The organism is Pseudomonas sp. PA1(2017) (genome assembly GCF_001945375.1).
GTDB lineage: Bacteria > Pseudomonadota > Gammaproteobacteria > Pseudomonadales > Pseudomonadaceae > Aquipseudomonas.
On the sequence record NZ_MSXU01000009.1, the window covers coordinates 124,342 to 150,677 of the forward strand.

Below are 26,336 nucleotides of genomic sequence, written 5' to 3' on the forward strand. Positions count from 1 at the left end.
AAGCTCCAGGCTCCGAGCTCCAAATTAATCGTCGTCAGGTTCGCGTACCGCTCGCCACGTACGGTTTGCTGGCGCAATCAACCATAACGGCCGGTGATGTAGTCTTCTGTCTGTTTCTTGGCCGGGTTGGTGAACAGCGCGTCGGTGTCACCGAACTCGATCAACTTGCCCATGTACATGAACGCCGTGTAGTCGGAAACCCGCGCAGCCTGCTGCATGTTGTGGGTCACGATGACGATGGTGTACTTGGATTTCAATTCATAAATCAGCTCTTCGACCTTCAACGTCGAGATCGGGTCGAGTGCCGAGCACGGCTCGTCGAGCAGCAATACTTCCGGCTGCACCGCCACGGTACGGGCGATCACCAGGCGCTGCTGCTGGCCGCCGGACAGGCCCAGGGCCGATTCATGCAGGCGATCCTTCACTTCGTCCCACAGGGCGGCGCTCTTCAGGCCCCACTCGACGGCTTCGTCGAGCACGCGCTTCTGGTTGATGCCCTGGATGCGCAGGCCGTAGACCACGTTCTCGTAGATGCTCTTGGGGAATGGGTTGGGCTTCTGGAACACCATGCCGACGCGACGACGCAGCTCGGCCACATCCTCGCCCTTGCGGTAGATGTCGCGCCCGTCGATGTTGATCTCGCCTTCCACGCGGCAGCCGTCGACCAGGTCGTTCATGCGGTTGAAGGTGCGCAGCAGGGTCGACTTGCCGCAACCGGATGGGCCGATGAAAGCCGTCACGCGCTGCTTGGGGATGTTCATCCTGACGTCGTACAGCGCCTGCTTGTCACCGTAGAACAGGTTCAGGCCGGGCACTTCGATGGCGACGGTTTCATTGGCCAGGTTCAGGCTCTGCCTGTCACGGCCCAGGGCCGAAATGTCGATGCCGTGGGTAGCGGTTTCGTTTTGCATCAATAATCTCCTTCGGGGCTACAGGCTTCAAGCGGCAGCGCTGGCCGGCTCACACTCGGCGCCTCGCGCTGCGGCCTGTAGCCACCTTAATGATCCAGGGCCTTGTACTTCTCGCGCAGGCGGTTGCGCAGGTAGACGGCCGTAAGGTTGAGAATCGCGATGACCATGACCAGCAGCAGCGCAGTGGCGTACACCAGCGGGCGAGCGGCCTCGACGTTGGGGCTCTGGAAGCCGACGTCATAGATGTGGAAGCCCAGGTGCATGATCTTCTGGTCGAGGTGCAGGTAAGGATAGTTGCCATCCACAGGCAGGCTCGGCGCCAGCTTGACCACACCGACCAGCATCAGCGGCGCCACCTCACCGGCGGCGCGGGCCACGGCGAGAATCAGGCCGGTCATCATCGCCGGGCTGGCCATTGGCAGCACCACCCGCCACAGGGTTTCTACCTTGGTCGCACCGAGCGCCAGGGAACCCTCGCGCAGCGAACGGGGAATCCGCGCCAAGCCTTCCTCGGTGGCGACGATCACCACCGGCACGGCGAGCAGCGCCAGCGTCAGCGAGGCCCACAGCAGGCCCGGCGTGCCGAAGGTCGGTGCCGGCGCGGCTTCCGGGAAGAACAAACGGTCGATCGAGCCACCCAGCACATAGACGAAGAAGCCCAGGCCGAACACGCCGTAGACGATCGCCGGCACGCCGGCCAGGTTGTTCACCGCGATGCGGATCACCCGGGTCAGCGGCCCCTGCTTGGCGTACTCACGCAGGTAGATGGCCGCGATCACGCCGAACGGAGTGACGATCACCGCCATGATCAGGGTCATCATGATGGTGCCAAAGATTGCCGGGAAGATGCCGCCTTCGGTGTTCGCCTCACGCGGGTCGTCGCTGACGAACTCCCACAGCTTGCTACCGTAGAACCCGAGTTTGTCCAGGGTCGACATGGCGTTCGGGCGATAGGCGCGCACCACCTTGCCGAGGCTGATCTCCTGCTCGCGGCCATCGGCCGAGCGCACGGTCATGCTGTCACGGTTGAACTGCTGATAGCGGGCGTTGAGCTCGGCTTCCAGCTCCTTGTACTCGGCGTCCCAGCGAGCGCGCTCGGCGGCCAGGTCGGACTGCGCGGCGTCGGTTAGCTGGCCATCGAGTTCCAGCTTGCGGGTTTGCAGGCGCACACGCTCCAGGCCTGCGTTGATGCGGCCGATGTCACGCTTCTCCAGCCGGACGATCTCGCCGTGCAGCTCGTCGACCCGTTCCAGGCGTTTCTGCAGTTCCGGCCAAGCGGCATCACCCTCGGCGACCAGGCGGCCTTCCTCCTTGACGTTGATCAGATAGCCGTAGAAGTTGCCCCACTCACGGCGCTCGAAGGCGGTCAGGTCGGCCGGCTTGCGCTGCTCGCCGAGCCACTCGCCGACCACCCAGGAGAAGTCAGCGCCGTACAGATCACGGTTGCCGACCTTGAGCAGCTCGCGCGTCATGAACTCTGCGCCCTCGACGTTCACCGGCAGCCCGGCGGACGCCAGGCGGGCGCGGGGAATCTCCTCCTTCTGCACCACTTCGCCGGCCATCACCTTGGCCTGCTCGCCGGGGATCTGGTAGCTGGCTTCGATGATGTCGGCCGGCCAGAAGTGACCCAGACCGCGCACGGCGATGACTGCCAGCAGCCCCACGGTCATGATGATGGCGATGGACACCGCACCGGCGTTCATCCAGATCCACGGCGAGCCGCTCTTGAACCAGGATTTCAGATTGTGCTGTTTCACGGACATGGTCTTGCAGTCCTCAGAGCGAAGCGTACTTGACGCGCAGGCGCTGACGCACCAGCTCGGCCAACGTGTTCATGACGAAGGTGAACGACAGCAGCACCAGGGCGGAAAGGAACAGCACCCGGTAATGGGTCCCGCCGACTTCCGACTCGGGCATTTCCACCGCCACGTTGGCTGCCAGCGTGCGCAGGCCTTCGAAGATGTTCATGTCCATGATCGGCGTGTTACCGGTGGCCATCAGCACGATCATGGTCTCGCCGACGGCGCGGCCCATGCCGATCATCACCGCCGAGAAGATGCCCGGGCTGGCCGTCAGGATCACCACGCGGGTCAGGGTCTGCCACGGCGTGGCACCGAGCGCCAGGGAGCCGAAGGTCAGGCTCTTCGGCACGCTGAATACCGCGTCTTCGGCGATCGAGTAAATGTTCGGGATCACCGCGAAGCCCATGGCCAGGCCGACCACAAGAGCGTTGCGCTGGTCGAAGGGGATGCCCAGGTCATTGGTCAGCCAGCCACGCATGTTGCCGTCGAACAGCCAGTTCTCCAGATGCCCGCTCATGCTCAGCGAAACGATACCGACCAGCAGGATCACCGGAATCAGCAGCGCGGCTTCCCAGCCGTCCGGTACACGCAGGCGGATGGACTCGGGCAGTCGGCTCCAGATGAAGCCCGCGAGCAGAATGCCGATTGGCGTAAAGATCAGCAGACTGAAGATGCCGGGCAGATGCCCTTCCACATAGGGCGCCAGGAACAGGCCGGCGAAGAAGCCGAGGATCACCGTCGGCAGCGCCTCCATCAGTTCGATCACCGGCTTGACCTTGCCGCGCATGCCCGGAGCCATGAAATAGGCGGTGTAGATCGCCGCGGCGATGGCGAGCGGCGCCGCCAGCAGCATGGCGTAGAAGGCGGCCTTGAGCGTACCGAAAGCCAGTGGCGCCAGGCTCAGCTTGGGCTCGGCATCGGTGCTGGCCGAGGTCGACTGCCACACGTAAGCCGGCTTGTCGTAGTTCTCGTACCAGACCTTGCCCCACAGTGAGCTCCAGGAAATTTCCGGGTGCGGATTGTCGATCAGGATTCGCTCGAGCTTGCCATCGGCCTCGACCAGCGCGCGGTTGGCGCGCGGCGACAGGGCGGCGATGCTGAAGCCCTGGGCGACCGGCTCGACCAGCAGCGTGCGATGCGCAGTACTGTGGAAAATGCCCAGGTTGCCCTTGGCATCCACGGCGATGAAGCCCTTGCGGCGTTCCTCGGAGATGATCTGGCTGATCGGGCTGTCGGCCATCTTGAATTCGCGCACTTGCTTGAGCGAGGATTTGCCGTCCTGATCGCGCACCATGAACCACTGGGCGATACCGCCGGCGCTGTCACCGGTGAGCAGGGAGATGCCGCCCAACAGCGAAGTGGCGTGGGTGATTTCCCGCACGCCGTCGTTGAGCAGCTTGTAGCGACCGTTGAGGGCCTTGGTGCGCAGATCGAAGACGTCGGCGGTGGCGCGCCCGTTGATCACGAACAGCCAGTGCTGGCGCGGCTCGATGATCAGCTCCTTGATCGGCTCGGCGATCTGCGGCAGCGCCAGGCGATCCTCGCTGACCTCCACTTCGCCGGTCATCATGTTCTCTTCGCGGCTCAGACTCAGCACCTGCAGCTCGCTATCCACGGAGCCGGCGATCAGCAGCGTGCCGCTGTTCACGCTGATGCCCATGTGCTCGAGCGGACGGCCTTGGGGATCGATGGTCAGCGGCGTTTCACCGAACGGGTAAACGATGGACGGCGTGATGGTTTTAACGTCGTTCGGGTAGGTGATGCGATAGGTGTGTTCGAACACCAGCGCCTGGCCGTTGGACAGACCGAGGGCGACACGGTGGCTGCCCGGCTGGTCTTCACCGACCGACACCACTTCGCTGCCGGCTGGCAGGGGCAGATCGACCGTGGTCAGAGCCTCCATGCTCTTGGCGTCGAAGAACTGGATCTTGCCATTGCTGGCCAAACGCATGCCGACCTGGTTCTGTTCTTCCAGCGCCATCAGCAGCGGTTTACCGGCATCGGCCAGCCAGGCTGGCTGCACGGCATCGCGCTTCTCGATATCGGCGCCCTGGAACATCGGCAGCACGACATAGGCAAGATAGAAGAAGATCAGGGTGATGGCACCAAGCACGGCCAGACCACCGATGGATACGCACCAGCGCGCCAGGCGATCCTTGAAAGCACGTATACGGCGCTTACGCTGCAGGGCCGGGGTATTGAAGTCCAGCCCGAGGGAATTTGGGGAGGCGGTCATGGGGTCACTTGCCAAGTCTTTCATAAGGGAGAGCGTCTCTGCGCGGCCATGAGCGCGCCTTTTTTTTCGCCTATTTCGCGAGCCTCGCCAATCTAGCTCGCCTGTATGACAGAAAAGTTACAGAGCGGTGACGCGACAAAGCCCGCCTCTCGAGAGAGGCGGGCTTCGGGATTGCCTAGAACCTGTTTACGATCTCGCGAGCTAGAGCGATAAAAGGCAAAAACAAGCGAGGAAGCGGAGTTTACAAGTGGTAAATGAGCATTCCGAGCTTGTTTTTAACGCAGTAGCGCCGACGCGCAGCAGATCGTAAACAGGTTCTTACTGCGGTCGGCTTACAGACCCAATTCCTTGCGGGTCTTCTCGATGACCTTCAGCGGCAGCGGGATGTAGCCGTCCTTGACCACGACGTCCTGGCCCTGCTTGGACAGGATCAGTTTCAGAAACTCGGCATCCAGCGGGCTCAGCGGCTTGTTGGGCGCCTTGTTGACGTAGATGTAGAAGAAGCGAGCCAGCGGGTATTTGCCCGACAGTGCGTTGGTTTCATTGGCTTCTTCGACTTCACCCTTCTTGTTGACCAGGGGCACGGCGCGCACGCTGGCGGTGCGGTAGCCAATGCCCGAGTAACCGATGGCGTTGACGGTGCTGGAGATCGACTGCACCACGGAAGCCGAACCCGGCTGCTCGTTCACGTTGGCTTTGAAATCGCCTTTGCACAGGGCCTCTTCCTTGAAGTAGCCGTAAGTGCCGGACACCGAGTTACGGCCGAACAGCTGCACCGGCTTGCTGGCCCACTCGCCGGTCAGGCCGATGTCGCCCCAGGTTTTCAGGTCCTTGGCTTCGCCGCACAGACGGGTGCTGGAGAAGATCGCATCGACCTGCTGCATGGTCAGTTGCTTGATCGGGTTGTCCTTGTGCACGAACACGGCCAGGGCGTCGATGGCGACCGGAACGGCGGTCGGCTTGTAGCCGTACTTCTGCTCGAAGGCCTGGATTTCGCTGTCCTTCATGGCGCGCGACATCGGGCCGAGGTTGGCGGTGCCTTCGGTCAGCGCGGGTGGCGCAGTGGAGGAGCCGGCAGCCTGAATCTGGATGTTCACGTTCGGGTAGGACTGCTTGTAGCTCTCGGCCCACAGGGTCATCAGGTTGGCCAGGGAGTCGGAACCGACGCTGGACAGGTTGCCCGACACGCCAGAGGTCTTCTCATAGGTCGGCAGAGCCGGATCGACAGCGGCAACCGCGTTGGCAGTGGCGACGCCAGCGGCGACAAACGTCATGGCCGCCATCAAACGCTTCAGTTTCATGCCTTGCTCCTAGCAGAGTGGTAATCATCGAGAGGCCGGCGTGCCGTGATCGTAGCGCCCGGTTGCGACCTGCTCACGATTGGGGTCGTGTTGGTTGGAACGGGGCTCAGTATCATCAGCCTATGTGAACACTCTATGTAATCAATATGACAGTTGGATGACGACGCAAACAGGCATGTCGAGTTCGGCAAATGCACGTGCGCAAGCGCCTGCAACGCGCTAAGGTCGCGGTGTTGACACCCAGTCGGTATACTGCCCAACCGGGCCCACCACTGCGCCGCGAGCCGTGAACAGATGAAAGATTTCGAACAGGAAGACCCGATACCGCAAGGCGACCTGGCACTGCAAATCACTGCGCTGCCACGCGAAACCAATGGCTTCGGCGACATTTATGGCGGCTGGCTGGTTTCGCAGATGGATCTGGCCGGCACTGCCATGGCCAGCAAGGTGGCGGCAGGGCGCGTGGCGACCGTGGCGATCGATCGCATGGCCTTCCTGGTGCCGGTACCGGTTGGCGCGCAGCTGTCCTTCTATACCCAGGCGCTGGAAATCGGTCGTAGCTCGATCCAGATGCTGGTGGAAGTCTGGAGTGACGATCCGCTGTCCAGCGAGTGGCGCAAGGTCACCGAAGCGGTGTTCGTGTTCGTGGCCATCGACGCCAGCGGTCGCACACGCGCCGTACCACGCCGCTGAGTTCGTGCCGCGCCTGGTGCGCGGCAAACTCTAATTACCCTGCCCGAGCAACTGGCCGACCCGCGCACGATCAGCGGCGAAGCTGCTCTGCGCCTGGGCGCGGGTTGCCTGATAGCGCTCGATGTCCTTCTTGATGCGCACCTGCTCGTCACGCTGGCTGGTGATCTGGTCGAGCAGCGGCCTGGGCACTTCACGCCCCGCACGCTCCTGATCCGCGGCCTGTTTCTGCAGGTTGGCCTGCTGCTGACGTACCGACTGCAGGTTGCCCTTGGCCACGCCGATCAGGCCGTCGAGCTCGGCCAGCTTGCGCGCCTGAGCACGGTCGACGTCCTCCAGGCTGCTGTACAAACGCAGCAGCTGCGCATCGGATTTCGCCCGTTCGCGATCGGCGAGGATCTTCTGCATCTCTTCGGCGGTAGGCGCCGGCGGCACCACACGTACCACACGCCCTTGCTCGTTGAGCACCTCGTAGCCCTTGGCGATGAATTCGCTGGGCACGCCCTGCCGGTCGATCACCGTGATGCCCTGGGCATTGGTGTAGCGGTACATCTCCGCCGCGCTCGCCCATAACGGCAGCAGCAGACCAAGCCAGAGGGTACGGCGCATCAGGGGCGAGGTGGACATAGGCACGTTCTCTCGGCGAGCCGCCGGTCAGATGCCGAATTCGGCCCGGTAGGCTTCCACGGCGGGCAGGTGTTGTTTCAGTTCAGCATCATCGGCCAGATATTCCAGCACCTGCTGCAGGGAAACGATGCTGACCACCGGGATGTTGAAGTCGCGTTCGACTTCCTGGATCGCCGACAGCTCACCGCGGCCACGCTCCTGGCGGTCCAGGGCGATCAGCACGCCGGCGGCCTGGGCACCCTGGGCCTGGATGATCTGCATCACTTCGCGGATGGCCGTACCGGCGGTGATCACGTCATCGATGATCAGTACGCGGCCGTTGAGCGGCGCACCGACCAGGGTGCCGCCCTCGCCATGATCCTTGGCTTCCTTGCGGTTGAAGCACCATGGCGTATCCACGTCGTGGTGCTCGGCCAGAGCCACGCCGGTGCTGGCCGCCAGGGGAATGCCCTTGTAGGCCGGGCCGAACAGCACGTCGAAGGAAATGCCGCTGTCCACCACGGCTGCCGCGTAGAAACGCCCCAGCTTGGCCAGTGCCAGACCGCTGTCGAACAACCCGGCATTGAAGAAATACGGGCTGACGCGACCGGACTTGAGGGTGAACTGACCGAAGCGCAGAACGCCTCGCTCGATGGCAAATCGAATGAAATCGCGCTGATACGTTTGCATGAATGACCTTGAGGCAGCACAGGATGTGGCTTTGAATTACTAAACGGCGTCTAGCTCAGGTATCATACACGCACGTGTTTTTGGGGGCCATTTATGCGGATCATCAGTGTGAACGTGAATGGTATTCATGCTGCAGTCGAGCGTGGTTTGCTCAGTTGGCTGCAAGCACAGAATGCCGACGTGATCTGCCTGCAGGATACCCGCGCCTCCGCCTTTGAACTGGACGACCAAGCCCTCCAACTGGATGGCTATTTCCTCTATGCCTGCGATGCAGAAGTACCAAGCCAGGGTGGCGTGGCGCTGTACTCGCGGTTGCAACCCAAGGCGGTAATCAGCGGGCTCGGTTTTGAAACGGCCGATCGCTACGGGCGCTACCTGCAGGCTGATTTCGACAAGGTGAGTATTGCCACGCTGCTGCTGCCATCGGGCATGGGCGGTGACGAGAACCTGAATCAGAAATTCAAGTTCATGGACGATTTCTCCAAGTACCTGGACAAGCAACGCCGCAAGCGCCGCGACTACATCTATTGCGGCTCGCTGTACGTCGCCCACCAGAAGCTGGATGTGAAGAACTGGCGCGACTGCCAGCAATCACCCGGCTTCATGGCGCCCGAGCGCGCCTGGATGGATGAAGTCACCGGCACCATGGGCTACGTCGATGCTGTACGCGAGGTCAATCGCGAGGCCGACCAGTTCAGCTGGTGGCCGGATAACGAGCAGGCGGAGATGCTCAACCTGGGCTACCGCTTCGACTACCAGTTGCTCACGCCCGGCATGCGCCGCAGCGTACGCAGCGCGCGCCTGCCGCGCCAGCCGCGCTTCTCGCAGCACGCGCCACTGATCGTCGACTACGACTGGACGCTGACCGTCTGATCCCATCGTCGCCAGCCAAGACGCCCCGACCCGTTCGGGGCGTTTTCGTTTCTACGCCGCTGTATGGGGAAAAACGCCGGTAACTGTGGCGTGTCAGCTGCGGCCATCCGCGCTAGCCTGCCCGTCCGCATACCACCACCCGAGGCCGCGCCCATGACACCCAAGGACATTCTGCTGGCCGCTGTGGTGATCGTCGCCTGGGGCGTGAACTTCGTGATCATCAAGGTCGGCCTCGATGGCGTGCCGCCCATGCTGCTCGGCGCCCTGCGCTTCATGCTCGCCGCCTTTCCCGCGATCCTCTTCATCCGCCGCCCGGACATGCCTCTGCGCTGGCTGCTGGCCTACGGCCTGACCATTTCCCTGGGGCAGTTCGCCTTTCTGTTCTCGGCCATGTACGCCGGCATGCCGGCAGGCCTGGCGTCGCTGGTGCTGCAGGCGCAGGCGTTCTTCACCCTGGGCTTCGCCGCGCTGTTCATTGGTGAGTCGGTGCGGCGCAGCAGCCTGATTGGCCTGGTGGTGGCCGCGGCGGGCCTGCTGCTGATCGGCAGCGAAAGCGGACGCGCCTTTACCCTGGCCGGTTTCGTGCTGACGCTGTGTGCAGCGGCGATGTGGGGGCTGGGCAACGTGGTTACCAAGCGCATCGGCAAGGTCAACCTGGTCAGCCTGGTGGTCTGGGGCAGCCTGATTCCGCCGCTGCCGTTCCTGGCCCTGTCGTTGATACTGGAAGGTCCGGCACAGATCGAGACGGCGCTGCGCAGCATTTCCCTGAACTCGGTGCTGGCCATCGCCTACCTGGCCTTCGTCGCCACGCTACTCGGCTACGGCCTTTGGAGCCGCCTGCTGTCGCGCTACCCAGCCAGCCAGGTGGCGCCGTTCTCGCTGCTGGTGCCGGTGATCGGCCTCAGCTCGGCATGGTTGTTCCTCGGCGAAGCATTGAGCGCCGTGCAGTGGCTCGGCGCCGCCATCGTGATGCTCGGTTTGTTGATCAACGTGTTCGGCCCGCGCTTGCTCCAGCAACTGCGCGGCGCCACGGCCTGATCAGCGCTGGCGCGACATGCGCCAGCAGAACCACCCTGCCCCGGCCAGGGCGAAGGCTATTATGGCGTGCGACAGCAGCGTCAGCACGTAACCCAGCGGGTGGGTAGCGAACGGATAAAAGGTCGCCGGGCCGATTCTGGACGGTGAGATGGCTACCCCGCTGTACAGCGCCTGCGCCACCGTGAACAGCAGGGTAGCGGCGCAGATCACCATGACCGTCGCGGTCAGTGGCAACAGTAGGCGCGCCGCCCAGGCCGCACGGGCGCTGGGTGGCGGCGTCTGCCATTGCGGTCGATTGCGCGCGTGGCCGGCGCGCCGAGCCTGGCGCCTGGACAGGCGAGTCATCGGCTCAGTCGACGCGCTCGAACTTGAGGTCCCAGACGCCGTGGCCGAGGCGCTCACCGCGGCGCTCGAACTTGGTCACCGGGCGCTCGGCAGGCCGCTCGACGCAGCGACCGTCGGCGGCAAGGTTACGATAGCCCGGCGCCACGTTCATCACTTCCAGCATGTATTCGGCGTAGGGCTCCCAATCGGTGGCCATGTGCAGCACACCGCCGACCTTGAGCTTCTGGCGCACCAACTCGGCGAATGCCGGCTGCACGATACGGCGCTTGTTATGACGCGCCTTGTGCCAGGGATCGGGGAAGAACAGCAGCACGCGGTCGAGGCTGGCATCAGGCACGCACTGGCGCAGTACTTCCAGCGCATCGCAGCTGTAGACGCGCAGATTGGTCAGGTTCTGCGTCATCACGCCATTGAGCAGTGCGCCGACGCCCGGGCGGTGTACTTCGACGCCAATGAAGTCCTGCTCAGGCGCCGCGGCAGCCATTTCCAGCGTGGAGTGGCCCATGCCGAAGCCGATTTCGAAGGTCCGCGGCGCCTGGCGCCCGAATACCGCATCGAAATCCTGCATGCCATCGCTCAGTTCCAGGCCGAACTTCGGCAGGCCCAGGTCGAAGCCGCGCTGCTGCCCTTCGGTCATGCGCCCGGCACGCATCACGAAACTCTTGATGGCGCGCATGTGTCGCGGGTTTTCTTCGGCTGGGGTTTGTTCGATATCGCTCATGGGGGCACTCGGCAACGCAGGTATTAAATGGATAAAGGAAAGGCAGCGAAATAACGATCTTGCGAGCTGGAGCCATGCAAGGCCTAGGCGGCCCCGCAAAAACAGGCGAGGAAGCGGCCGGGGTCGCGGGCGACTGTACTTTTGTACATGAGCATTACTCGCTTCGCTCGCTCCTTCGGAGCCGTCCTAAAGGACGTTAGCCGCAAGCGGCTTTTCCGAGCCTGTTTTCAACGCAGCAGGGCCGACGCGCAGCTGATCGTGGAGAGTCAGCGGATCAGGCCGTCTAGCGGCGACGAGGCACTGGCATAAAGTTTCTTCGGCATGCGCCCCGCCAAGTAGGCCAGGCGACCGGCCTCGATGGCGTACTTCATGGCCTGGGCCATCAACACCGGCTGCTGGGCATGGGCGATGGCACTGTTCATCAGCACCGCCTCGCAACCCAGTTCCATGGCGATGGTGGCATCAGACGCGGTGCCCACTCCGGCATCCACCAGCACTGGAACGGTCGCTTCTTCGAGGATGATGCGCAGGTTGTAGGGGTTGCAGATGCCCAGCCCGGTGCCGATCAGACCGGCCAGCGGCATGACGGCGATGCAGCCCATCTCGGCCAACTGGCGGGCGATGATCGGATCATCGCTGGTGTAGACCATCACGTCGAAGCCCTCCTTGACCAGCACTTCGGCGGCCTTGAGGGTTTCGATCACGTTGGGAAACAAGGTCTTCTGGTCGGCCAGCACTTCCAGCTTGACCAGCTTGTGGCCATCGAGCAGCTCACGGGCCAGGCGACAGGTACGCACGGCCTCGACGGCGTCGTAGCAGCCAGCGGTGTTCGGCAGGATGGTGTAGCGATCCGGCGAAATCACGTCGAGCAGATTCGGCTCGCCCGGGTTCTGGCCGATATTGGTACGGCGCACCGCCACGGTCACGATCTCCGCGCCCGATGCCTCGATGGCGTCGCGGGTCTCGTCGAGATCCTTGTATTTACCGGTGCCGACCAGCAGGCGCGACTGATAGGTGCGGCCAGCGAGGGTAAAAGGCTTGTCGTTGACTGCGTGGCTCATGGAAATTCCTCTGCAGAAAGTTGGAAGGGCGCGGCGCCGGGCTCAACCGCCGCCGATGGCATGGACCACTTCGAGACGGTCGCCGTCGGCCAGCGCCGTGCTGCCGTACTGGCTGCGCGGAACGATATCGAGGTTACGCTCAACGGCCACGCGGCGCCCGGTCAGCTCCAGACGCTCGATCAGATCGGCGACGCTGGCGCCTTCGGGCAGCTCGAGGGTTTCACCGTTCAACTGGATATGCATGGCGACCCGTCACGACAGGAGAAAGGGCCGGCATTCTAGCCCGATCCCCGACGATGACCAAGGCGCAGACCCGCCGTTGGTCTCGCGCAATCTCAGAGCCTGTTCACGACCTCGCGAGCTGGCGCTCGTTTTTCTAACGCAGGAGCGACGACGCGCAGCAGATCATGGGCAGGTTCTAGGCCATGCGCCAGGCCGCCACACCCAGACACGCCCAGCCGGCCAGAAAGGCCAGGCCACCGAACGGGGTGATGATGCCCAGCTTGCCGATACCGCTGAGGGTCAGTGCGTAAAGGCTACCCGAAAACAGCAGGATACCGGCAGCGAAGAAACCGCCGGCCAGGTTGACCAGACGCCCTGGCGCAACCAGCGCCAAAATGGCCACGCCCAGCAAGGCCAATGCGTGGATCAGCTGGTAATGGGTGCCGGTCTGAAACACGGCCAGGTACTCGGCGCTCAGCCTGCTCTTCAAACCATGGGCCGCGAACGCGCCCAACGCAACCCCGGAAAAGCCGGCGAAAGCCGACAGCAACAACCACAGGCGAACCATAGCGTTCTCACCGATAGCCAACAGAGAGGCGCAGTTTACGCCGCCATTGGCCCAGGCGCGCCTCCCCGATTGCCGCAGCGAGCCGCGGCATTGCCCGCAACGGCGCCTGGCACCTTATACTAAGCGGCCAATCAAGCCCGGCTCCCTGCCCATGCTCCGATCCCTTCGCCGCCTCCTGCTGAAGCTGCTGCTCTGGTTCATCGCCGGCTCCTTCCTGCTGGTGCTCGCCCTGCGCTGGGTACCGCCACCGGGCACGGCGCTGATGGTCGAGCGCAAGATCGAATCCTGGGTCGACGGCAAGCCCATCGACCTGCAGCGCACCTGGCGTTCCTGGGATGCGTTGCCGGATGACTTGAAGATCGCCGTGATCGCCAGCGAAGATCAGAAATTTGCCCAGCACTGGGGCTTCGACGTCGAAGCGATCAAGGCGGCACTGTCGCACAACCAGCAGGGCGGTTCGGTGCGTGGCGCCAGCACCCTAAGCCAGCAGGTGGCCAAGAATCTGTTTCTGTGGTCCGGTCGCAGCTACCTGCGCAAGGGTATCGAGGTGTGGTTTACCGGGCTGATCGAACTGCTATGGCCCAAGGAGCGCATTCTCGAGGTTTACCTCAACAGCGCGGAATGGGCCGACGGCGTGTTCGGCGCAGAAGCGGCCGCCCGGCATCACTTCAATATCGGCGCGTCCTACCTGTCGGCCCGCCAGGCCAGCCTGCTGGCTGCAGTGCTGCCCAATCCGCGGCAATACGATGCGGGGCGGCCCAGCGGCTACGTCAACCAGCGCGCCAACTGGATCCGCCGGCAGATGCGCCAACTGGGTGGCAGCCATTACCTGAGCCAGTTGCAAGCGCCACGTCCGGCCTGGTGGGCGAAGTAGGCCAATGGAACGATGTAGCGGTGGAAGGTAAAACCGAACCGTAGGCTGCTGCGCGATCGATGTTCATTGTGGGAGCCCCGCCTCGGGGCGAAGGGTGCGAACAACGCCGGCTTTGCAGTGTGGCCGCAATCGTTTCACCCTGGGGTCGGTGCTTCTGTAATGGCGGCCATACCGCAAAAATGCAGTTGGTAATATTCGCCTCGGATCGAGGCGTTGACCGATAGGTTGGCCCACACCATTTCGTGCTCATCGCGCAAATTGCTACCCAAATAAAAACGCCCCGAACAGGGTCGGGGCGTTTTGGGTGTTGCTGGCCGAATCAGGCGGCGATGGAGCCTTTGAGCTTGTTCATCGCATTCTTCTCCAGCTGACGGATACGCTCCGCCGAGACGTTGTACTTGGCTGCCAGCTCGTGCAGGGTGGCCTTTTCTTCGGCCAGCCAGCGCTGCTGCAGGATATCGCGGCTGCGCTCGTCGAGCGCTTCGAGCGCCTCGTGCAGGTTGGCACTGGAGGTGTCGCTCCAGTCCTCGTCTTCCATCTGCCGGGCCGGATCGTAGCGATGATCTTCCAGATACTGGGCCGGCGACTGGAACGCGCTGTCGTCGTCGGCATCGGCAGCCGGGTCGAAGGCCATATCCTGACCGGTCAGGCGACTTTCCATCTCGCGCACTTCACGAGCCTCGACACCCAGGCTCTCGGCGACGGCATTGACTTCGTCATTGCTCAACCAGGCCAGGCGCTTCTTCTGGCTACGCAGGTTGAAGAACAGCTTGCGCTGGGCCTTGGTGGTGGCGACCTTGACGATCCGCCAGTTCTTGAGAATGAACTCGTGGATTTCCGCACGAATCCAGTGCACGGCGAAAGACACCAGGCGCACACCCATTTCCGGGTTGAAACGCTTGACCGCCTTCATCAGACCGACGTTGCCTTCCTGAATAAGGTCGGCCTGGGCCAGACCGTAGCCGGAGTAACTGCGCGCGATATGCACGACGAAACGCAGGTGGGCCAATACCATCTGGCGGGCCGCGTCGAGGTCCTGCTTGTAGAAGAGGTTACCGGCCAGTTCACGCTCCTGCTCGGGCGTCAGCAGCGGAATGCTGTTAACGGCATGCACGTAAGCTTCCAGGTTGGCGCCTGGAACCAGAGCATGAACAGGTTGCAAAGAAGTGGACATTAGAATCCTCCGATTCACGAAACGTACGCAGTGTAGCACTGCGCAATATGACCGGAAGCCACCATCCTGGTTCCCCGGTCAATAGTCAATATCAACCAAATCAATATGTTAGCGAAGCGTCAAACTGGCGACTTAGCGGGGAGCAAGCTCCCTCAGATGTCGCGCCACCGCCAGCCACGCACCGATATACCCCAACAGCACCGCTCCCAGCAATAGGGAGAAGCCGTCGCCAACGGGTACGCCGGCCAGGGCGAAATCGCTGCCATACAATCCCGACAGACGCACCACGGCATCGTTCAACCAGTTCAACCCAAAGGCCAGCACCAACCAGGACAGCACACCGGCGCCCAGGCCATACAGCGCGCCCATGTAAAGGAAAGGGCGACGCACGTAGCTGTCGGTACCGCCGACCAGCTTAATCACTTCGATCTCGGTACGGCGATTCTCGATATGCAGTCGAATGGTGTTACCGATCACCAGCAGCAGCGCCATGATCAGCAAAACCGTGAGGCCAAAAACGAAACGGTCGCCCAACTTGAGGATTGCGCTCAAACGCTCGACCCAGACCAGGTCCAGCTGTGCCTGCTCAACGTTGGGCAGCTCTGCCAAACGTAAACGCAACGCCTCAAGGGTGGCTTTGTCGACTTCCTTGGGTGTTACCAGCACAGCGCCAGGCAATGGATTGCTCGGCAATTCCTTGAGGGCTTCGCCCAACCCGGACTGCTGCTGAAACTCTTCCAGGGCCTTTTCGCGACTGATCCATTCGGCTTCGGCCACGTCGTCCATGCCCGCGATTTCTTCGCGCAGGGCCTGGCCCTGACTATCGCTGGCGTCGATCTTGAGGAACACCGAGATCTGCGCAGCACGCTCCCAGGTGCCGCCAAGACGCTCGACGTTGCCTAGCAGCAGCGACAGGCCCATGGGCAAGCTCAGCGCCACGGCCATTACCAGGCAAGTAAAGAAGCTGCCGATCGGGTGCTTTCCAAGGCGGCGCAGGCTGTCGACCAGGCTGGCGCGGTGGCTTTCCAGCCAGGCGCGGGTCAGGGTGCGAAAATCCGGTTCGTTGTCCGGCCCCTGTGGCTCGGCGTTCTTGGGTGCCGCGCCGACGCGCTGAGACGGCTGCGGTGGCGGGATGCGGGAAGCACTCATTCGCCGGCCTCCCCGTCACCAATCAGGCGGCCGCGTTGCAGGGTGAGCATGCGGTGGCGCATGCGCGCGATCAGTGCCAGGTCGTGACTGGCGATCAGCACGCTGGTGCCGAGGCGGTTGATGTCTTCGAATACGCCCATGATTTCCGCCGCCAGACGCGGGTCGAGGTTACCGGTAGGTTCGTCGGCCAGCAGCAGGGCCGGACGATGGACGATGGCGCGGGCGATGCCGACGCGCTGTTGCTGCCCGGTGGACAGGTCACCGGGAAACTGCTCGGCCTTGTCGCTCAGCGAGACCCGCTCCAGCGCCGAACCGACGCGGCGGCCGATATCGCTCTTGGACAGGCCGAGAATCTGCAGCGGCAGGGCTACGTTGTCGAACACGCTGCGGTCGAACAGCAGTTGGTGGTTCTGGAACACCACGCCGATCTGCCGGCGCAGGAAGGGAATCTGCGCGTTGCTGATCTGCCCCAGGTCTTGCCCTGCCAGCAGCAGCTTGCCCGAGGTCGGGCGCTCCATGGCCAGCAGCAGGCGCAGCAGGGTGCTCTTGCCGGCGCCGGAGTGGCCGGTGACGAACAGGAACTCGCCGCGCCGCACGCGGAAACTCAACTCATGCAACCCGACATGACCGTTGGGGTAACGCTTGCCGACCTGCTCGAATCGGATCATCACTGCTCCCGTTGCTGGAAAAGCGCCTGAACGAAGGGTTCGGCCTCGAAGGTGCGCAGATCGTCGATCCCCTCACCCACGCCGATGTAACGAATCGGCAGGCCAAACTGCTTGGCCAGGGCGAAGATCACGCCGCCCTTGGCCGTGCCATCCAGCTTGGTCAGGGCCAGGCCGGTCAAGTTCACCGTCTGGTTGAATTGTTTGGCCTGGTTGATGGCGTTCTGGCCGGTGCCGGCATCGAGCACCAACAGCACTTCGTGAGGCGCCCTGTCGTCGAGCTTGCCGATCACGCGGCGAACCTTCTTGAGCTCCTCCATGAGGTTGTCCTTGGTGTGCAGACGGCCGGCGGTGTCGGCGATCAGCACGTCCATGCCACGGGACTTGGCGGCCTGCACGGCGTCGAAGATCACCGAAGCCGAGTCGGCGCCGGTGTGCTGGGCGATGACCGGGATCTTGTTGCGCTCACCCCACACCTGCAGCTGTTCGACAGCGGCGGCGCGGAAGGTATCGCCGGCAGCGAGCATGACCTTCTTGCCCTCGCCCTGCAGCTTCTTGGCCAACTTGCCGATGGTGGTGGTCTTGCCGGCGCCGTTCACGCCGACCACCAGGATCACGTAGGGGCGCTTGGCGCTGTCGATCTGCAGCGGCTGCTCGACCGGGCGCAGCATGGCGGCCAGCTCTTCCTGCAGCGCCTTGAACAGCGCGTCGCTGTCGGTCAGCTGCTTGCGCGCGACCTTCTGGGTCAGGCTGCCGATGATCGCCGTGGTGGCCTCGACGCCTACGTCAGCGGTGAGCAGGCGGGTCTCGATCTCGTCGAGCAGGTCGTCGTCGATGGTCTTCTTGCCAAGGAACAGGCTGGCCATGCCTTCGCCGATGCTGGCGCTGGTCTTGGACAGGCCCTGGCGCAGACGGGCAAACCAACCGCCCTTGTTGTCCGAGGGTTTGTTCTGCTCGACCACCGGCTCAGCGACCGCTTCGGCTGGCACAGTCAACACCGAGGCCGGCGTGGCGGGCACGGCATGCTGCACGTCGCTGCCCGATGCCAGAGCAGCGGGATGCTCTGCAGGGGCCGCCGGCTGCTCGGCAATCGGCTCGAGCAGTGCTTCGGGGCCATGGCGGGTGGCATCGTCCACTACGGGCTCGGCGGCGACCGCCGGCTCGCTGACAACGGGTGCCTCGACCGGGTCACGATTGACCGGGTCACGATTGACCGGGTCACGTTCGACCGGGTCACGTTCGACCGGGACGTTTTCGAGCGGAGCGCTCTCGATTACCTGGGCAGCCTCAGCAGGCTGCTCCGGCTGGGTCTGCGCCGCTGCCTCGGGCACCTCGGCCTGCTGCGCGGGCTCGGCAGCGGCAGGCTCGGCCGGCTTCTTGCGCAACCAGCCGAACAGGCCGCGTTTCTCGGCTTTCTCGGCGCCCTGCTCGGGGGCCGGAGTCTTGTTGTCGTCTTTTGAACCAAACATGGAGGACGGCTATCTCACTGGGGCGAACGCCATGGCGCCTGGGCACGGGGGCTGAGGGCTTGCAAATGGGCAGCTGGTGAATTGCAAACTGCCATTGCTAGACGTGGTCGCCGTTAAAACGGATGCGTATCCTAGCACCTCCGCAGCCGCCACGGCTAAGCCGTGCGACCGCTCTGACAGCCCGTCAAGGCCACGCTGCACCGCGCTCACACCCGACCGCAATCCCACGCCCGGCGTGGTTCAACGAGGAGAGAGGTTTGTCCAGTTCACTTGCCCGCCATCTCGCCGGCCTGCTACTGGCCGTCTGTGCCCTGCCCTTCGGGGCGCAGGCCGCGGCACCGCAACCCACCCATGAGTTCACTCTGGACAACGGCCTGAAAGTCATCGTCCGCGAAGACCACCGCGCCCCCGTGGTGGTCTCGCAGATCTGGTACAAGGTCGGCTCCAGCTACGAGACAGCCGGCCAGACCGGCCTGTCACATGCTCTGGAACACATGATGTTCAAGGGCAGCCGCAAGCTCGGCCCCGGCGAAGCCTCACGCGTGCTGCGCGACCTGGGCGCCGAAGAGAACGCCTTCACCAGCGACGACTACACCGCTTATTACCAGGTACTGGCCGCCGACCGCCTGGGCGTCGCCTTCGAGCTGGAGGCCGACCGCCTGGCCAGCCTGCGCCTGCCACCGGAAGAATTCGAACGCGAGATCGAGGTGATCAAGGAGGAGCGCCGCCTGCGCACCGACGACAAACCCTCGGGGCTGGCCTTCGAGCGCTTCAAGGCCATGGCCTACCCGGCCAGCGGCTACAGCATCCCGACCATCGGCTGGATGGCCGACCTCGACCGCATGAGCGTGCAGGAACTGCGCCATTGGTACGAAACCTGGTACGTGCCCAACAACGCCACCCTGGTGGTGGTCGGCGACGTCACCGCGGACGCCGTGAAAACCCTGGCGCAGCGCTACTTCGGCGCGATCCCCAAGCGTGCCGTGCCGGCCGCGAAGATTCCCCTGGAGCTGCCGGCGCCGGGCGAGCGGCAGATCACCCTGCATCTGAAGACCCAACTGCCCAGCCTGATGATGGGTTTCAACGTACCGGGCCTGGCCACCGCCAAGAACCCGCGTGACGTGCACGCCCTGCGCCTGATCGCCGCCCTGCTGGACGGCGGCTACAGCGCGCGCCTGGCCACTCGCCTGGAGCGCGGCGAGGAGTTGGTCGCCGGCGCCGGCGCCTGGTACGACGGCTATACCCGCGGCGACAGCCTGTTCACGATTTCCGCCACGCCCAATGTGCAGACCGGCAAGACCCTGGAGCAAACCGAGGCCGGCATCTGGCGCGAGCTGCACGACCTGCAGAACACCGCGCCCTCGGCCGAGGAGCTGGCCCGCGTACGCGCCCAACTGATCGCCGGGCTGGTCTACGACCGCGACTCGATCAGCAGCCAGGCCACCGCCATCGGCCAGCTGGAAACCGTCGGCCTGTCCTGGAAGCTGATCGACCAGGAACTCGCCGAGTTGGAGGCCGTGACCCCGGCCGACATCCAGAACGCCGCCAAGACCTACTTCACCCGCGACCGCCTCAGCGTCGCCCACGTTCTGCCCGAGGAGAAGCGCGATGAGTAAGCGCAACGGCCCGCGCTACGCCCTGTTGGGGCTGTTTCTGATCGCCCTGCTGGCGGCCCTGGCCTTCACCGTCAAACGCGCACCGGACGCTGCCGAGCCTACTGCCCAGTCCGCACAGGTCGCCCAAGCCGACGACAGCAAACTGCAGTCACTGGCCGAACTGGACGGCAAGGAACCCGAGCGCCGCAAACTGGACATCCAGAGCTGGCAGACTGCCGAAGGCGCCAAGGTGCTGTTCGTCGAAGCCCGCGAGCTGCCGATGTTCGACCTGCGCCTGACCTACGCCGGCGGCAGCAGCCAGGACGGCGACGTGCCCGGCCTGGCGCTGCTGACCAATGCCATGCTCAACGAAGGCGTGCCCGGCAAGGACGTCGGCGCCATCGCTGCCGGCTTCGAGAGCCTGGGCGCCGAGTTCGGCAATGGCGCCTACCGCGACATGGCGGTCACCAGCCTGCGCAGCCTCAGCGCCGCCGAGCAGCGTGAGCCGGCCCTGAAGCTGTTCGAGCAGGTGATCGGCCAACCGACCTTCCCCGCCGATTCCCTGGCGCGCATCAAGAACCAGATCCTCGCCGGCTTCGAATACCAGAAGCAGAACCCCGGCAAGCTGGCCAGCCTCGAGTTGTTCGAGCGCCTGTACGGCAAGCATCCCTACGGACACCCCAGCGAAGGCAACGCGCAATCGGTTCCGGGCATCAGCCGCGAACAGCTGCAGGCCTTCCATGCCAAGGCCTACGCCGCCGGCAACGCGGTGATCGCCCTGGTCGGCGACCTGTCCCGCGAGGAAGCCGAGGCCATGGCCGCCGAGGTATCCGCTGCACTGCCCAAGGGCCCAGCCCTGGCCAAGACCGTCGCACCCGAAGCGCCAAAGCCCGGCCTGACCCACATCGACTTTCCGTCCAACCAGACCCACCTGTTGATCGCCCAGCTCGGCATCACCCGTGAAGACCCGGACTACGCCGCCCTTTACCTGGGCAACCAGGTGTTCGGCGGCGGCGGTTTCGGCACCCGGCTGATGACCGAAGTGCGCGAGAAGCGCGGCCTGACCTACGGCGTGTACTCCGGCTTCACCGCCATGCAGGCCCGCGGCCCGTTCATGATCAACCTGCAGACCCGCGCCGAGCTCAGCGACGGCACCCTGCAGCTGGTCAAGGATCTGCTGCGCGAGTTCATCGCGGGCGGCCCGACCCAGGAAGAACTGGACGCCGCCAAGCGCGAGATGGCCGGCAGCTTCCCGCTGTCCACGGCCAGCAACGCGGCCATCGTCGGTCAGCTCGGCGCCATCGGTTTCTACGACCTGCCGCTCACCTACCTGGAAGATTTCATGGCCCAGGTGCAGGCGCTCAGCGTCGAGCAGGTGAAAGCTGCCATGGCCAAGCATCTCGACCCCGAAGCACTGGTGATCGTCACTGCAGGGCCTAAGGTGGAGCAGAAGGAACTGCCGCCGCCCACCGATAAGCCGGCAGAAACGCCCGCCGCCGTACCGGAGCACTGATGGCCAGACGACCGACCTCCGGCAAAGCCCCCGTCGCCCACGGTGGCGACGGGCAACTGCGCATCATTGCCGGGCAATGGCGCAGCCGCCAGTTCGCCTTCCCCATGGCCCATGGCCTGCGGCCCACGCCCAACCGCGTGCGCGAAACCCTGTTCAACTGGCTGGCGCCTTATGTAGAAGCCGCCCGGGTACTTGACCCCTTTGCCGGCAGCGGCGCGCTGTTTCTCGAAGCGCTGTCGCGCGGTGCCGGAAGCGCCCTGGCGCTGGACCTCAATCCGGCGGCAGTAACCAGCCTGCGCAGCCACCTGACCACCCTGCGCTGCGACAATGGCCAGGTGCTGCAGAGCGACGCTCTCGCCTACCTGCAGAGCCAGCCGGCCACGCCGTTCGACCTGGTGTTCCTCGACCCGCCCTTTAGCCAGGATCTGCTGCTGCCCGCCTGCACGCTGCTGGAAGAGCGCGGCTGGCTGGCCGACGATGCCTGGGTCTACACCGAGAGCGAGCAGGTACCTTCCAGTCTCGGCATGCCCGGCAACTGGCGCCTGCACCGCGAGCAGAAAGCCGGCCAGGTGCATTACGCACTCTGGGAGCGCCGCCCTGCATAGCTGCCCCGAAGCGGGGCTCTCAGGCACCGCTGACCTGGGCAGGCTCGTGGGGGCGTCGCCCTTGACGCGAAAGATGGTGGGCTTGTCGCACTGTTGACGCGCACTCGCAAGGGCGCGCATCCCCGCAGGCAGTTCGACTGCCTGTTGCAGAGGAGCGGGTATCAGCCATGAGCAGAACTTTCCAACCCGCCTGGTGGCTGCCAGGGCCGCACCTGCAGACCCTCTGGGGGTCGCTGTGCCGTCGCCCGGCGGTGCTCGAACGCCAACGTGAGCGCCTGTGGCTGCAAGACGGTGACTTCCTGGACCTCGACTGGCACGGCCCCCACGAAGCCCACGCCCCTCTGGTTCTGGTGCTGCACGGCCTCACCGGCTCCTCCAACTCCCACTACGTGCTCGGCATGCAAGGCCGGCTGGCGGCTCAGGGCTGGGCCAGCGTGGCGCTGAACTGGCGTGGCTGCTCGGGCGAACCCAACCTGCTGCCACGCGGTTACCACTCCGGCGCCAGCGAAGACCTCGCTGAAACCATCCGCCACCTGCACGCCAAGCATCCACTGGCGCCACTGTTTGCGGTGGGCTACTCGCTGGGCGGCAACGTGTTGCTCAAATACTTGGGGGAGACTGGCGCGGACAGCGGCCTGCAAGGCGCCGCCGCGGTTTCGGTACCGTTTCGCCTGGACCAGTGTGCCGACCGGATCGGCGTCGGCTTCTCGCGGGTCTACCAGGCGCATTTCATGCGCGCCATGGTCGCCTACGTGAAGGACAAGCAGCGCCTGTTCGCCCACCAGGGCCAGGCCGATCGCCTGTCGATCCTGGAAAAGCTCGGTCCACTGGACGGCATGCGCACCTTCTGGGATTTCGACAGCCGCATCACCGCGCCGCTGCACGGGTTCGAGAATGCCGACGACTACTACCGACGCGCCTCGAGCCGCTATTACCTGGGCCGTATCCAGACGCCGACGCTGATGATCCAGTCCAGCGACGATCCGTTCGTCTATCCCCACAGCCTACCCGAAGCCAGTGAGCTGGCCGATTGCATCCGCTTCGAGCTGCACGCCAAGGGCGGCCATGTGGGCTTCGTCGACGGCTCGCCACGCCGACCCGGCTATTACCTGGAGCGCCGCATACCGCAGTGGCTGATGGGGCTCGGAGGGTGAGGCAAGCGAACCGGCGATAGCATGCTCCGTAGCCTGGTTGACGCATTGCGATGCTTATCCTAGAACTCCAGCAGCGCCATTTTAGTATTGGCCAATGGAGCCCGCGGACAACCCGATGAACACCGAATACCGCCGGGTCCAATCGCCTGGAACCCTAGTGGAGGGCTGGAGATGAGCAAGCTGATCGGTTTTCTGCTACTGGTCGTCGGTATCATCCACCTGCTACCACTGGCCGGCGTACTCGGCGGCGAGCGGCTCAACGCGCTCTATGGCCTGAGTTTCGCCGAGCCCAACCTGCATATCCTCATGCGTCATCGTGCCGTGCTCTTCGGCCTGCTCGGTGCGCTGTTGATAGCCGCAGCCTTGCTGCCCGGCCTACGCAGCATCGCCTTGGTCGGCGGCCTGGTCAGCGTGCTGTCCTTTCTACTGCTGGCCTGGAGCGAGGCCGCTTACAACGAGGCCTTGCGCCGCGTGGTGATTGCTGACTGGATCGCCCTGGCGTGCCTGCTGGTCGCACTCATCCTGCACCTGCGCGCCGACGCCGGCACGCCCTGAACAGAACCTAGAGCCCTCCCTACCTCCAACAGGCTCCTGCCTGGAGTGCCGAATACCGCAATGGCTGCAGCCCATCGAACGTGGTACACAGCAGCTCCAGTGAGTTGATAAGGACGGCGGCGTGGTCAACCTGTCAGGCCCGTTTGAGCAGATCATTGCCGAGCTACAGCAGCGTTTTCAGGCTCAGCGCGAAGCCTTCGTGGCCAACCCCATGCCGCCTGCCGACCAGCGCATCGCCTTGCTCGACAGCCTCAAGGCACGCCTGCTCAGCGATCAAGACGCGCTGATTCGCTGCATCAGCGAGGACTTCGGCAACCGCAGCGCCGATGAAACCCTGCTCGCCGAAATGCTGCCCACGGTGCAGGGCATTCGCTACACCCGCAAACGCCTGCGCCGCTGGATGAAACCTTCGCGACGACACGTGGGCCTGGCGTTCATGCCCGCCTCGGCGCGGGTGATCTACCAGCCGCTGGGCGTGGTCGGCATCATCGTGCCGTGGAACTACCCGCTGTTCCTCGCCATCGCCCCGCTGGTCGGCGCACTGGCCGCCGGCAACCGGGTGATGCTCAAGCTCAGCGAAGCCACGCCGCGGACTTCACAGCGCCTCAAGGAGCTGCTGGCCAGCATCTTCCCCGAGGATCTGGTTGGCGTGGTGCTCGGCGAGGCCGAGATCGGCATGGCCTTCGCCAAACTGCCGTTCGATCACCTGTTGTTCACCGGCGCCACCAGCATCGGCCGCCACGTGATGCGCGCAGCAGCTGAAAACCTGACGCCGGTGACGCTCGAACTGGGCGGCAAGTCCCCAGTCATCGTCTCAGCAGACGTGCCGCTGGAACACGCCGCCGAGCGCATCGCCTTTGGCAAGACACTCAACGCTGGGCAAACCTGCGTGGCCCCGGACTACGTACTGGTACCTCGCCAGCGGGTCGAGGCGTTCGTCGAAGCCTACCGCCGTGCGGTGCAGCGCTTTTATCCACAGGTCGAGGGCAATCCGGACTACACCAGCATCATCAACGCGCGCCAGCAGCAGCGCTTGCAGAGTTATCTGGACGACGCTCGCGAAAAGGGCGCCGAGGTGATCGCCCTGACTGCCGAGGCCGCGGGCAGGCGCATGCCCCAGGCCCTGCTGCTCAACGCCGACGACAGCATGCTCGTGATGCAGGACGAAATCTTCGGGCCGCTGCTGCCCGTGGTGCCTTATGACCGCCTCGACGACGCCCTGGCCTACATCGCGGCGCGCCCGCGTCCGCTGGCCCTGTATTACTTCGGTTACGACCGTCGCGAGCAGGAGCACGTGCTGCAGCACAGCCACTCTGGCGGGGTTTGCCTCAACGACACTCTGCTGCACGTGGCGCAGGACGACATGCCCTTCGGCGGCATCGGCGCCTCGGGCATGGGCCACTACCACGGGCACGAAGGTTTTCTCACCTTCAGCAAGGCCAAGGGTGTGCTCGTCAAGCAGCGCCTCAACCTCGCCCGGCTGATCTATCCGCCCTATGGCAAAGCGTTGCAGAAGCTAGTCTACAAATTGTTCATCCGCTGAGCGGTAGCGCGATTAACGCCCACATCCGGCGCCATCGAAAGGCCGCCGACTTGGCCCGCCCCGGCGTGCTGCGCTACCATCCGACTCCCTAACGCGCCTGCCAGGACGTCACGATGAATCGAGTGTTATACCCAGGCACCTTCGACCCCATTACCAAGGGGCATGGCGATCTGGTCGAGCGCGCCGCGCGTCTGTTCGACAGCGTGGTGATCGCGGTCGCTGCCAGCCCGAAGAAGAACCCGCTGTTCTCCCTCGAGCAACGCGTGGCGCTGGCCCGGGAAGTCACCAAGCACCTGCCCAACGTCGAAGTGATCGGCTTTTCCACGCTGCTCGCCTCATTCGCCAAGGAACAGGGCGCCAACGTGCTGCTGCGCGGCCTGCGCGCGGTGTCGGATTTCGAGTACGAATTCCAGCTGGCCAACATGAACCGCCAGCTGGCGCCGGACCTGGAAAGCCTGTTCCTCACGCCATCGGAAAAGTATTCTTTCATCTCTTCCACCCTGGTGCGCGAGATCGCCAACCTGGGCGGCGATATCAGCAAGTTCGTTCACCCGGCCGTCGCCGACGCCCTGACCGAGCGCTTCAAGAACCGCTGATCCGGCAACGCCGACATGCCTGCGCGCCATATGGCGCGCGGGCGTGCGCTAGCGGTGACAATCCGGCACAATCGCGGCTATCCGTTTGAATATGTCGGGGCCGCTGGCCCGGCGGGAGCTTGCCTTTCATGTCCCTGATCATTACCGACGATTGCATCAACTGCGACGTCTGCGAACCTGAGTGCCCGAACGCGGCGATTTCACAGGGCGAGGAGATCTACGTGATCGACCCCAACCTGTGCACCGAATGCGTCGGCCACTACGACGAGCCGCAGTGCCAGCAGGTCTGCCCGGTAGACTGCATCCCCCTCGACGAGAACAACGTCGAGAGCAAGGAGCAGTTGATGGACAAGTACAAAGCCCTTACCGGTAAGGCCTGA

General features: G+C 64.1%; 27 protein-coding genes. 12 read left to right on the top strand and 15 right to left on the bottom strand.

Going from position 1 to position 26,336, the window contains the following annotated elements; translation table 11 throughout:
• Nucleotides 1-77: 77 nt before the first annotated feature.
• The 4 genes from pstB to BVH01_RS07670 all read right to left on the bottom strand — a co-directional run bounded on the left by pstB (nucleotide 78) and on the right by BVH01_RS07670 (nucleotide 6,250).
• Nucleotides 78-911 (bottom strand): phosphate ABC transporter ATP-binding protein PstB, encoded by an 834-nt coding sequence (gene pstB / locus BVH01_RS07655; protein WP_075929779.1) that lies wholly within the window; start codon nucleotides 909-911, stop codon nucleotides 78-80.
• 86 nt (nucleotides 912-997) lie between these two features.
• A complete protein-coding gene (gene pstA, locus BVH01_RS07660; protein WP_168177268.1) occupies nucleotides 998-2,674 on the bottom strand; it encodes a phosphate ABC transporter permease PstA in 1,677 nt (558 codons plus the stop codon).
• A 13-nt stretch (nucleotides 2,675-2,687) separates the two neighbouring features.
• Complete coding sequence (locus BVH01_RS07665; RefSeq protein ID WP_075929780.1) at nucleotides 2,688-4,973, bottom strand: ABC transporter permease subunit; 2,286 nt, start codon at nucleotides 4,971-4,973, stop codon at nucleotides 2,688-2,690.
• A 308-nt stretch (nucleotides 4,974-5,281) separates the two neighbouring features.
• Nucleotides 5,282-6,250 (bottom strand): PstS family phosphate ABC transporter substrate-binding protein, encoded by a 969-nt coding sequence (locus tag BVH01_RS07670; RefSeq protein WP_075929781.1) that lies wholly within the window; start codon nucleotides 6,248-6,250, stop codon nucleotides 5,282-5,284.
• Nucleotides 6,251-6,544: 294 nt separating this feature from the next.
• On the opposite strand from BVH01_RS07670, the gene BVH01_RS07675 reads away from it, so the two are divergent.
• Nucleotides 6,545-6,943, top strand: a complete 399-nt coding sequence (locus tag BVH01_RS07675) for an acyl-CoA thioesterase (protein ID WP_013789320.1) — start codon at nucleotides 6,545-6,547, stop codon at nucleotides 6,941-6,943.
• Nucleotides 6,944-6,973: 30 nt separating this feature from the next.
• Here the strand turns inward: BVH01_RS07675 and BVH01_RS07680 are convergent, their stop codons facing one another.
• Both BVH01_RS07680 and pyrE read right to left on the bottom strand, forming a co-directional pair.
• Complete coding sequence (locus BVH01_RS07680; RefSeq protein WP_075929782.1) at nucleotides 6,974-7,567, bottom strand: DUF4124 domain-containing protein; 594 nt, start codon at nucleotides 7,565-7,567, stop codon at nucleotides 6,974-6,976.
• 27 nt (nucleotides 7,568-7,594) lie between these two features.
• Nucleotides 7,595-8,236: an orotate phosphoribosyltransferase gene (pyrE, locus tag BVH01_RS07685; protein WP_075929783.1), complete on the bottom strand. Its 642-nt coding sequence runs from the start codon at nucleotides 8,234-8,236 to the stop codon at nucleotides 7,595-7,597.
• A 93-nt stretch (nucleotides 8,237-8,329) separates the two neighbouring features.
• Here pyrE and BVH01_RS07690 point away from each other — a divergent pair, with 93 nt between their 5' ends.
• Both BVH01_RS07690 and BVH01_RS07695 read left to right on the top strand, forming a co-directional pair.
• Entirely contained in the window at nucleotides 8,330-9,109 is a 780-nt protein-coding gene (locus BVH01_RS07690) for an exodeoxyribonuclease III (protein ID WP_075929784.1), read from the top strand.
• Nucleotides 9,110-9,262: 153 nt separating this feature from the next.
• Nucleotides 9,263-10,147 carry an EamA family transporter gene (locus tag BVH01_RS07695; protein WP_075929785.1) on the top strand — a complete coding sequence of 295 codons (885 nt, stop codon included), beginning with the start codon at nucleotides 9,263-9,265 and terminating at the stop codon, nucleotides 10,145-10,147.
• On the opposite strand, the gene BVH01_RS07700 is transcribed toward BVH01_RS07695, so the two are convergent.
• The 5 genes from BVH01_RS07700 to BVH01_RS07720 form a co-directional block, all read right to left on the bottom strand.
• Nucleotides 10,148-10,492 carry a hypothetical protein gene (locus BVH01_RS07700; RefSeq protein WP_075929786.1) on the bottom strand — a complete coding sequence of 115 codons (345 nt, stop codon included), beginning with the start codon at nucleotides 10,490-10,492 and terminating at the stop codon, nucleotides 10,148-10,150. It lies immediately after the preceding gene.
• Between the two features lie 4 nt (nucleotides 10,493-10,496).
• Nucleotides 10,497-11,168 (bottom strand): tRNA (guanosine(46)-N7)-methyltransferase TrmB, encoded by a 672-nt coding sequence (gene trmB, locus BVH01_RS07705; protein ID WP_218189101.1) that lies wholly within the window; start codon nucleotides 11,166-11,168, stop codon nucleotides 10,497-10,499.
• A gap of 311 nt (nucleotides 11,169-11,479) precedes the next feature.
• Nucleotides 11,480-12,274, bottom strand: a complete 795-nt coding sequence (locus tag BVH01_RS07710; RefSeq protein WP_075929788.1) for a thiazole synthase — start codon at nucleotides 12,272-12,274, stop codon at nucleotides 11,480-11,482.
• A gap of 42 nt (nucleotides 12,275-12,316) precedes the next feature.
• Nucleotides 12,317-12,517 (bottom strand): sulfur carrier protein ThiS, encoded by a 201-nt coding sequence (gene thiS / locus BVH01_RS07715; RefSeq protein ID WP_075929789.1) that lies wholly within the window; start codon nucleotides 12,515-12,517, stop codon nucleotides 12,317-12,319.
• A 175-nt stretch (nucleotides 12,518-12,692) separates the two neighbouring features.
• Nucleotides 12,693-13,064, bottom strand: a complete 372-nt coding sequence (locus tag BVH01_RS07720; RefSeq protein WP_075929790.1) for a DUF423 domain-containing protein — start codon at nucleotides 13,062-13,064, stop codon at nucleotides 12,693-12,695.
• A 151-nt stretch (nucleotides 13,065-13,215) separates the two neighbouring features.
• On the opposite strand from BVH01_RS07720, the gene mtgA reads away from it, so the two are divergent.
• Nucleotides 13,216-13,938: a monofunctional biosynthetic peptidoglycan transglycosylase gene (gene mtgA / locus BVH01_RS07725; RefSeq protein WP_075929791.1), complete on the top strand. Its 723-nt coding sequence runs from the start codon at nucleotides 13,216-13,218 to the stop codon at nucleotides 13,936-13,938.
• Between the two features lie 319 nt (nucleotides 13,939-14,257).
• Here mtgA and rpoH read toward each other — a convergent pair whose 3' ends face one another.
• The 4 genes from rpoH to ftsY form a co-directional block, all read right to left on the bottom strand.
• Nucleotides 14,258-15,112 (bottom strand): RNA polymerase sigma factor RpoH, encoded by an 855-nt coding sequence (gene rpoH, locus BVH01_RS07730; protein ID WP_013789309.1) that lies wholly within the window; start codon nucleotides 15,110-15,112, stop codon nucleotides 14,258-14,260.
• Between the two features lie 132 nt (nucleotides 15,113-15,244).
• Nucleotides 15,245-16,261, bottom strand: coding sequence for a permease-like cell division protein FtsX (gene ftsX / locus BVH01_RS07735; RefSeq protein ID WP_075929792.1), 1,017 nt, complete (start codon nucleotides 16,259-16,261; stop codon nucleotides 15,245-15,247).
• Complete coding sequence (gene ftsE, locus BVH01_RS07740) at nucleotides 16,258-16,929, bottom strand: cell division ATP-binding protein FtsE (RefSeq protein WP_075929793.1); 672 nt, start codon at nucleotides 16,927-16,929, stop codon at nucleotides 16,258-16,260. Before ftsE ends, ftsX begins: the two co-directional genes overlap by 4 nt.
• The gene (gene ftsY, locus BVH01_RS07745) at nucleotides 16,929-18,395 is read right to left on the bottom strand and encodes a signal recognition particle-docking protein FtsY (RefSeq protein ID WP_075929794.1); all 1,467 of its coding nucleotides are present in this window, start codon (nucleotides 18,393-18,395) and stop codon (nucleotides 16,929-16,931) included. The genes ftsE and ftsY overlap by 1 nt, the downstream gene beginning before the upstream one ends.
• Before the next feature lie 257 nt (nucleotides 18,396-18,652).
• Between ftsY and BVH01_RS07750 the strand changes: the two genes are divergently transcribed.
• The 8 genes from BVH01_RS07750 to BVH01_RS07785 all read left to right on the top strand — a co-directional run bounded on the left by BVH01_RS07750 (nucleotide 18,653) and on the right by BVH01_RS07785 (nucleotide 26,336).
• Entirely contained in the window at nucleotides 18,653-20,011 is a 1,359-nt protein-coding gene (locus BVH01_RS07750) for a pitrilysin family protein (protein WP_075929795.1), read from the top strand.
• Nucleotides 20,004-21,503 carry a pitrilysin family protein gene (locus tag BVH01_RS07755; protein WP_075929796.1) on the top strand — a complete coding sequence of 500 codons (1,500 nt, stop codon included), beginning with the start codon at nucleotides 20,004-20,006 and terminating at the stop codon, nucleotides 21,501-21,503. Before BVH01_RS07750 ends, BVH01_RS07755 begins: the two co-directional genes overlap by 8 nt.
• Nucleotides 21,503-22,108 carry a 16S rRNA (guanine(966)-N(2))-methyltransferase RsmD gene (gene rsmD, locus BVH01_RS07760; protein WP_075929797.1) on the top strand — a complete coding sequence of 202 codons (606 nt, stop codon included), beginning with the start codon at nucleotides 21,503-21,505 and terminating at the stop codon, nucleotides 22,106-22,108. The genes BVH01_RS07755 and rsmD overlap by 1 nt, the downstream gene beginning before the upstream one ends.
• Before the next feature lie 167 nt (nucleotides 22,109-22,275).
• Nucleotides 22,276-23,262 (top strand): hydrolase, encoded by a 987-nt coding sequence (locus BVH01_RS07765; protein ID WP_075929798.1) that lies wholly within the window; start codon nucleotides 22,276-22,278, stop codon nucleotides 23,260-23,262.
• Between the two features lie 171 nt (nucleotides 23,263-23,433).
• Nucleotides 23,434-23,817: a phosphopantetheine adenylyltransferase gene (locus BVH01_RS07770; RefSeq protein WP_075929799.1), complete on the top strand. Its 384-nt coding sequence runs from the start codon at nucleotides 23,434-23,436 to the stop codon at nucleotides 23,815-23,817.
• Between the two features lie 121 nt (nucleotides 23,818-23,938).
• A complete protein-coding gene (locus BVH01_RS07775; protein WP_075929800.1) occupies nucleotides 23,939-25,360 on the top strand; it encodes a coniferyl aldehyde dehydrogenase in 1,422 nt (473 codons plus the stop codon).
• A 113-nt stretch (nucleotides 25,361-25,473) separates the two neighbouring features.
• Entirely contained in the window at nucleotides 25,474-25,956 is a 483-nt protein-coding gene (coaD, locus tag BVH01_RS07780) for a pantetheine-phosphate adenylyltransferase (protein WP_013789299.1), read from the top strand.
• A gap of 128 nt (nucleotides 25,957-26,084) precedes the next feature.
• Complete coding sequence (locus tag BVH01_RS07785) at nucleotides 26,085-26,336, top strand: YfhL family 4Fe-4S dicluster ferredoxin (protein ID WP_075929801.1); 252 nt, start codon at nucleotides 26,085-26,087, stop codon at nucleotides 26,334-26,336.

Excerpts from the sequence above, each read along its gene's own strand:
- pstB (WP_075929779.1), bottom strand. The coding sequence starts at position 911 with ATGCAAAACGAAACCGCTACCCACGGCATCGACATTTCGGCCCTGGGC.
- pstA (WP_168177268.1), bottom strand. The coding sequence starts at position 2,674 with ATGTCCGTGAAACAGCACAATCTGAAATCCTGGTTCAAGAGCGGCTCG.
- BVH01_RS07665 (WP_075929780.1), bottom strand. The coding sequence starts at position 4,973 with ATGAAAGACTTGGCAAGTGACCCCATGACCGCCTCCCCAAATTCCCTC.
- BVH01_RS07670 (WP_075929781.1), bottom strand. The coding sequence starts at position 6,250 with ATGAAACTGAAGCGTTTGATGGCGGCCATGACGTTTGTCGCCGCTGGC.
- BVH01_RS07675 (WP_013789320.1), top strand. The coding sequence starts at position 6,545 with ATGAAAGATTTCGAACAGGAAGACCCGATACCGCAAGGCGACCTGGCA.
- BVH01_RS07680 (WP_075929782.1), bottom strand. The coding sequence starts at position 7,567 with ATGTCCACCTCGCCCCTGATGCGCCGTACCCTCTGGCTTGGTCTGCTG.
- pyrE (WP_075929783.1), bottom strand. The coding sequence starts at position 8,236 with ATGCAAACGTATCAGCGCGATTTCATTCGATTTGCCATCGAGCGAGGC.
- BVH01_RS07690 (WP_075929784.1), top strand. The coding sequence starts at position 8,330 with ATGCGGATCATCAGTGTGAACGTGAATGGTATTCATGCTGCAGTCGAG.
- BVH01_RS07695 (WP_075929785.1), top strand. The coding sequence starts at position 9,263 with ATGACACCCAAGGACATTCTGCTGGCCGCTGTGGTGATCGTCGCCTGG.
- BVH01_RS07700 (WP_075929786.1), bottom strand. The coding sequence starts at position 10,492 with ATGACTCGCCTGTCCAGGCGCCAGGCTCGGCGCGCCGGCCACGCGCGC.
- trmB (WP_218189101.1), bottom strand. The coding sequence starts at position 11,168 with ATGCGCGCCATCAAGAGTTTCGTGATGCGTGCCGGGCGCATGACCGAA.
- BVH01_RS07710 (WP_075929788.1), bottom strand. The coding sequence starts at position 12,274 with ATGAGCCACGCAGTCAACGACAAGCCTTTTACCCTCGCTGGCCGCACC.
- thiS (WP_075929789.1), bottom strand. The coding sequence starts at position 12,517 with ATGCATATCCAGTTGAACGGTGAAACCCTCGAGCTGCCCGAAGGCGCC.
- BVH01_RS07720 (WP_075929790.1), bottom strand. The coding sequence starts at position 13,064 with ATGGTTCGCCTGTGGTTGTTGCTGTCGGCTTTCGCCGGCTTTTCCGGG.
- mtgA (WP_075929791.1), top strand. The coding sequence starts at position 13,216 with ATGCTCCGATCCCTTCGCCGCCTCCTGCTGAAGCTGCTGCTCTGGTTC.
- rpoH (WP_013789309.1), bottom strand. The coding sequence starts at position 15,112 with ATGTCCACTTCTTTGCAACCTGTTCATGCTCTGGTTCCAGGCGCCAAC.
- ftsX (WP_075929792.1), bottom strand. The coding sequence starts at position 16,261 with ATGAGTGCTTCCCGCATCCCGCCACCGCAGCCGTCTCAGCGCGTCGGC.
- ftsE (WP_075929793.1), bottom strand. The coding sequence starts at position 16,929 with ATGATCCGATTCGAGCAGGTCGGCAAGCGTTACCCCAACGGTCATGTC.
- ftsY (WP_075929794.1), bottom strand. The coding sequence starts at position 18,395 with ATGTTTGGTTCAAAAGACGACAACAAGACTCCGGCCCCCGAGCAGGGC.
- BVH01_RS07755 (WP_075929796.1), top strand. The coding sequence starts at position 20,004 with ATGAGTAAGCGCAACGGCCCGCGCTACGCCCTGTTGGGGCTGTTTCTG.
- rsmD (WP_075929797.1), top strand. The coding sequence starts at position 21,503 with ATGGCCAGACGACCGACCTCCGGCAAAGCCCCCGTCGCCCACGGTGGC.
- BVH01_RS07765 (WP_075929798.1), top strand. The coding sequence starts at position 22,276 with ATGAGCAGAACTTTCCAACCCGCCTGGTGGCTGCCAGGGCCGCACCTG.
- BVH01_RS07770 (WP_075929799.1), top strand. The coding sequence starts at position 23,434 with ATGAGCAAGCTGATCGGTTTTCTGCTACTGGTCGTCGGTATCATCCAC.
- coaD (WP_013789299.1), top strand. The coding sequence starts at position 25,474 with ATGAATCGAGTGTTATACCCAGGCACCTTCGACCCCATTACCAAGGGG.
- BVH01_RS07785 (WP_075929801.1), top strand. The coding sequence starts at position 26,085 with ATGTCCCTGATCATTACCGACGATTGCATCAACTGCGACGTCTGCGAA.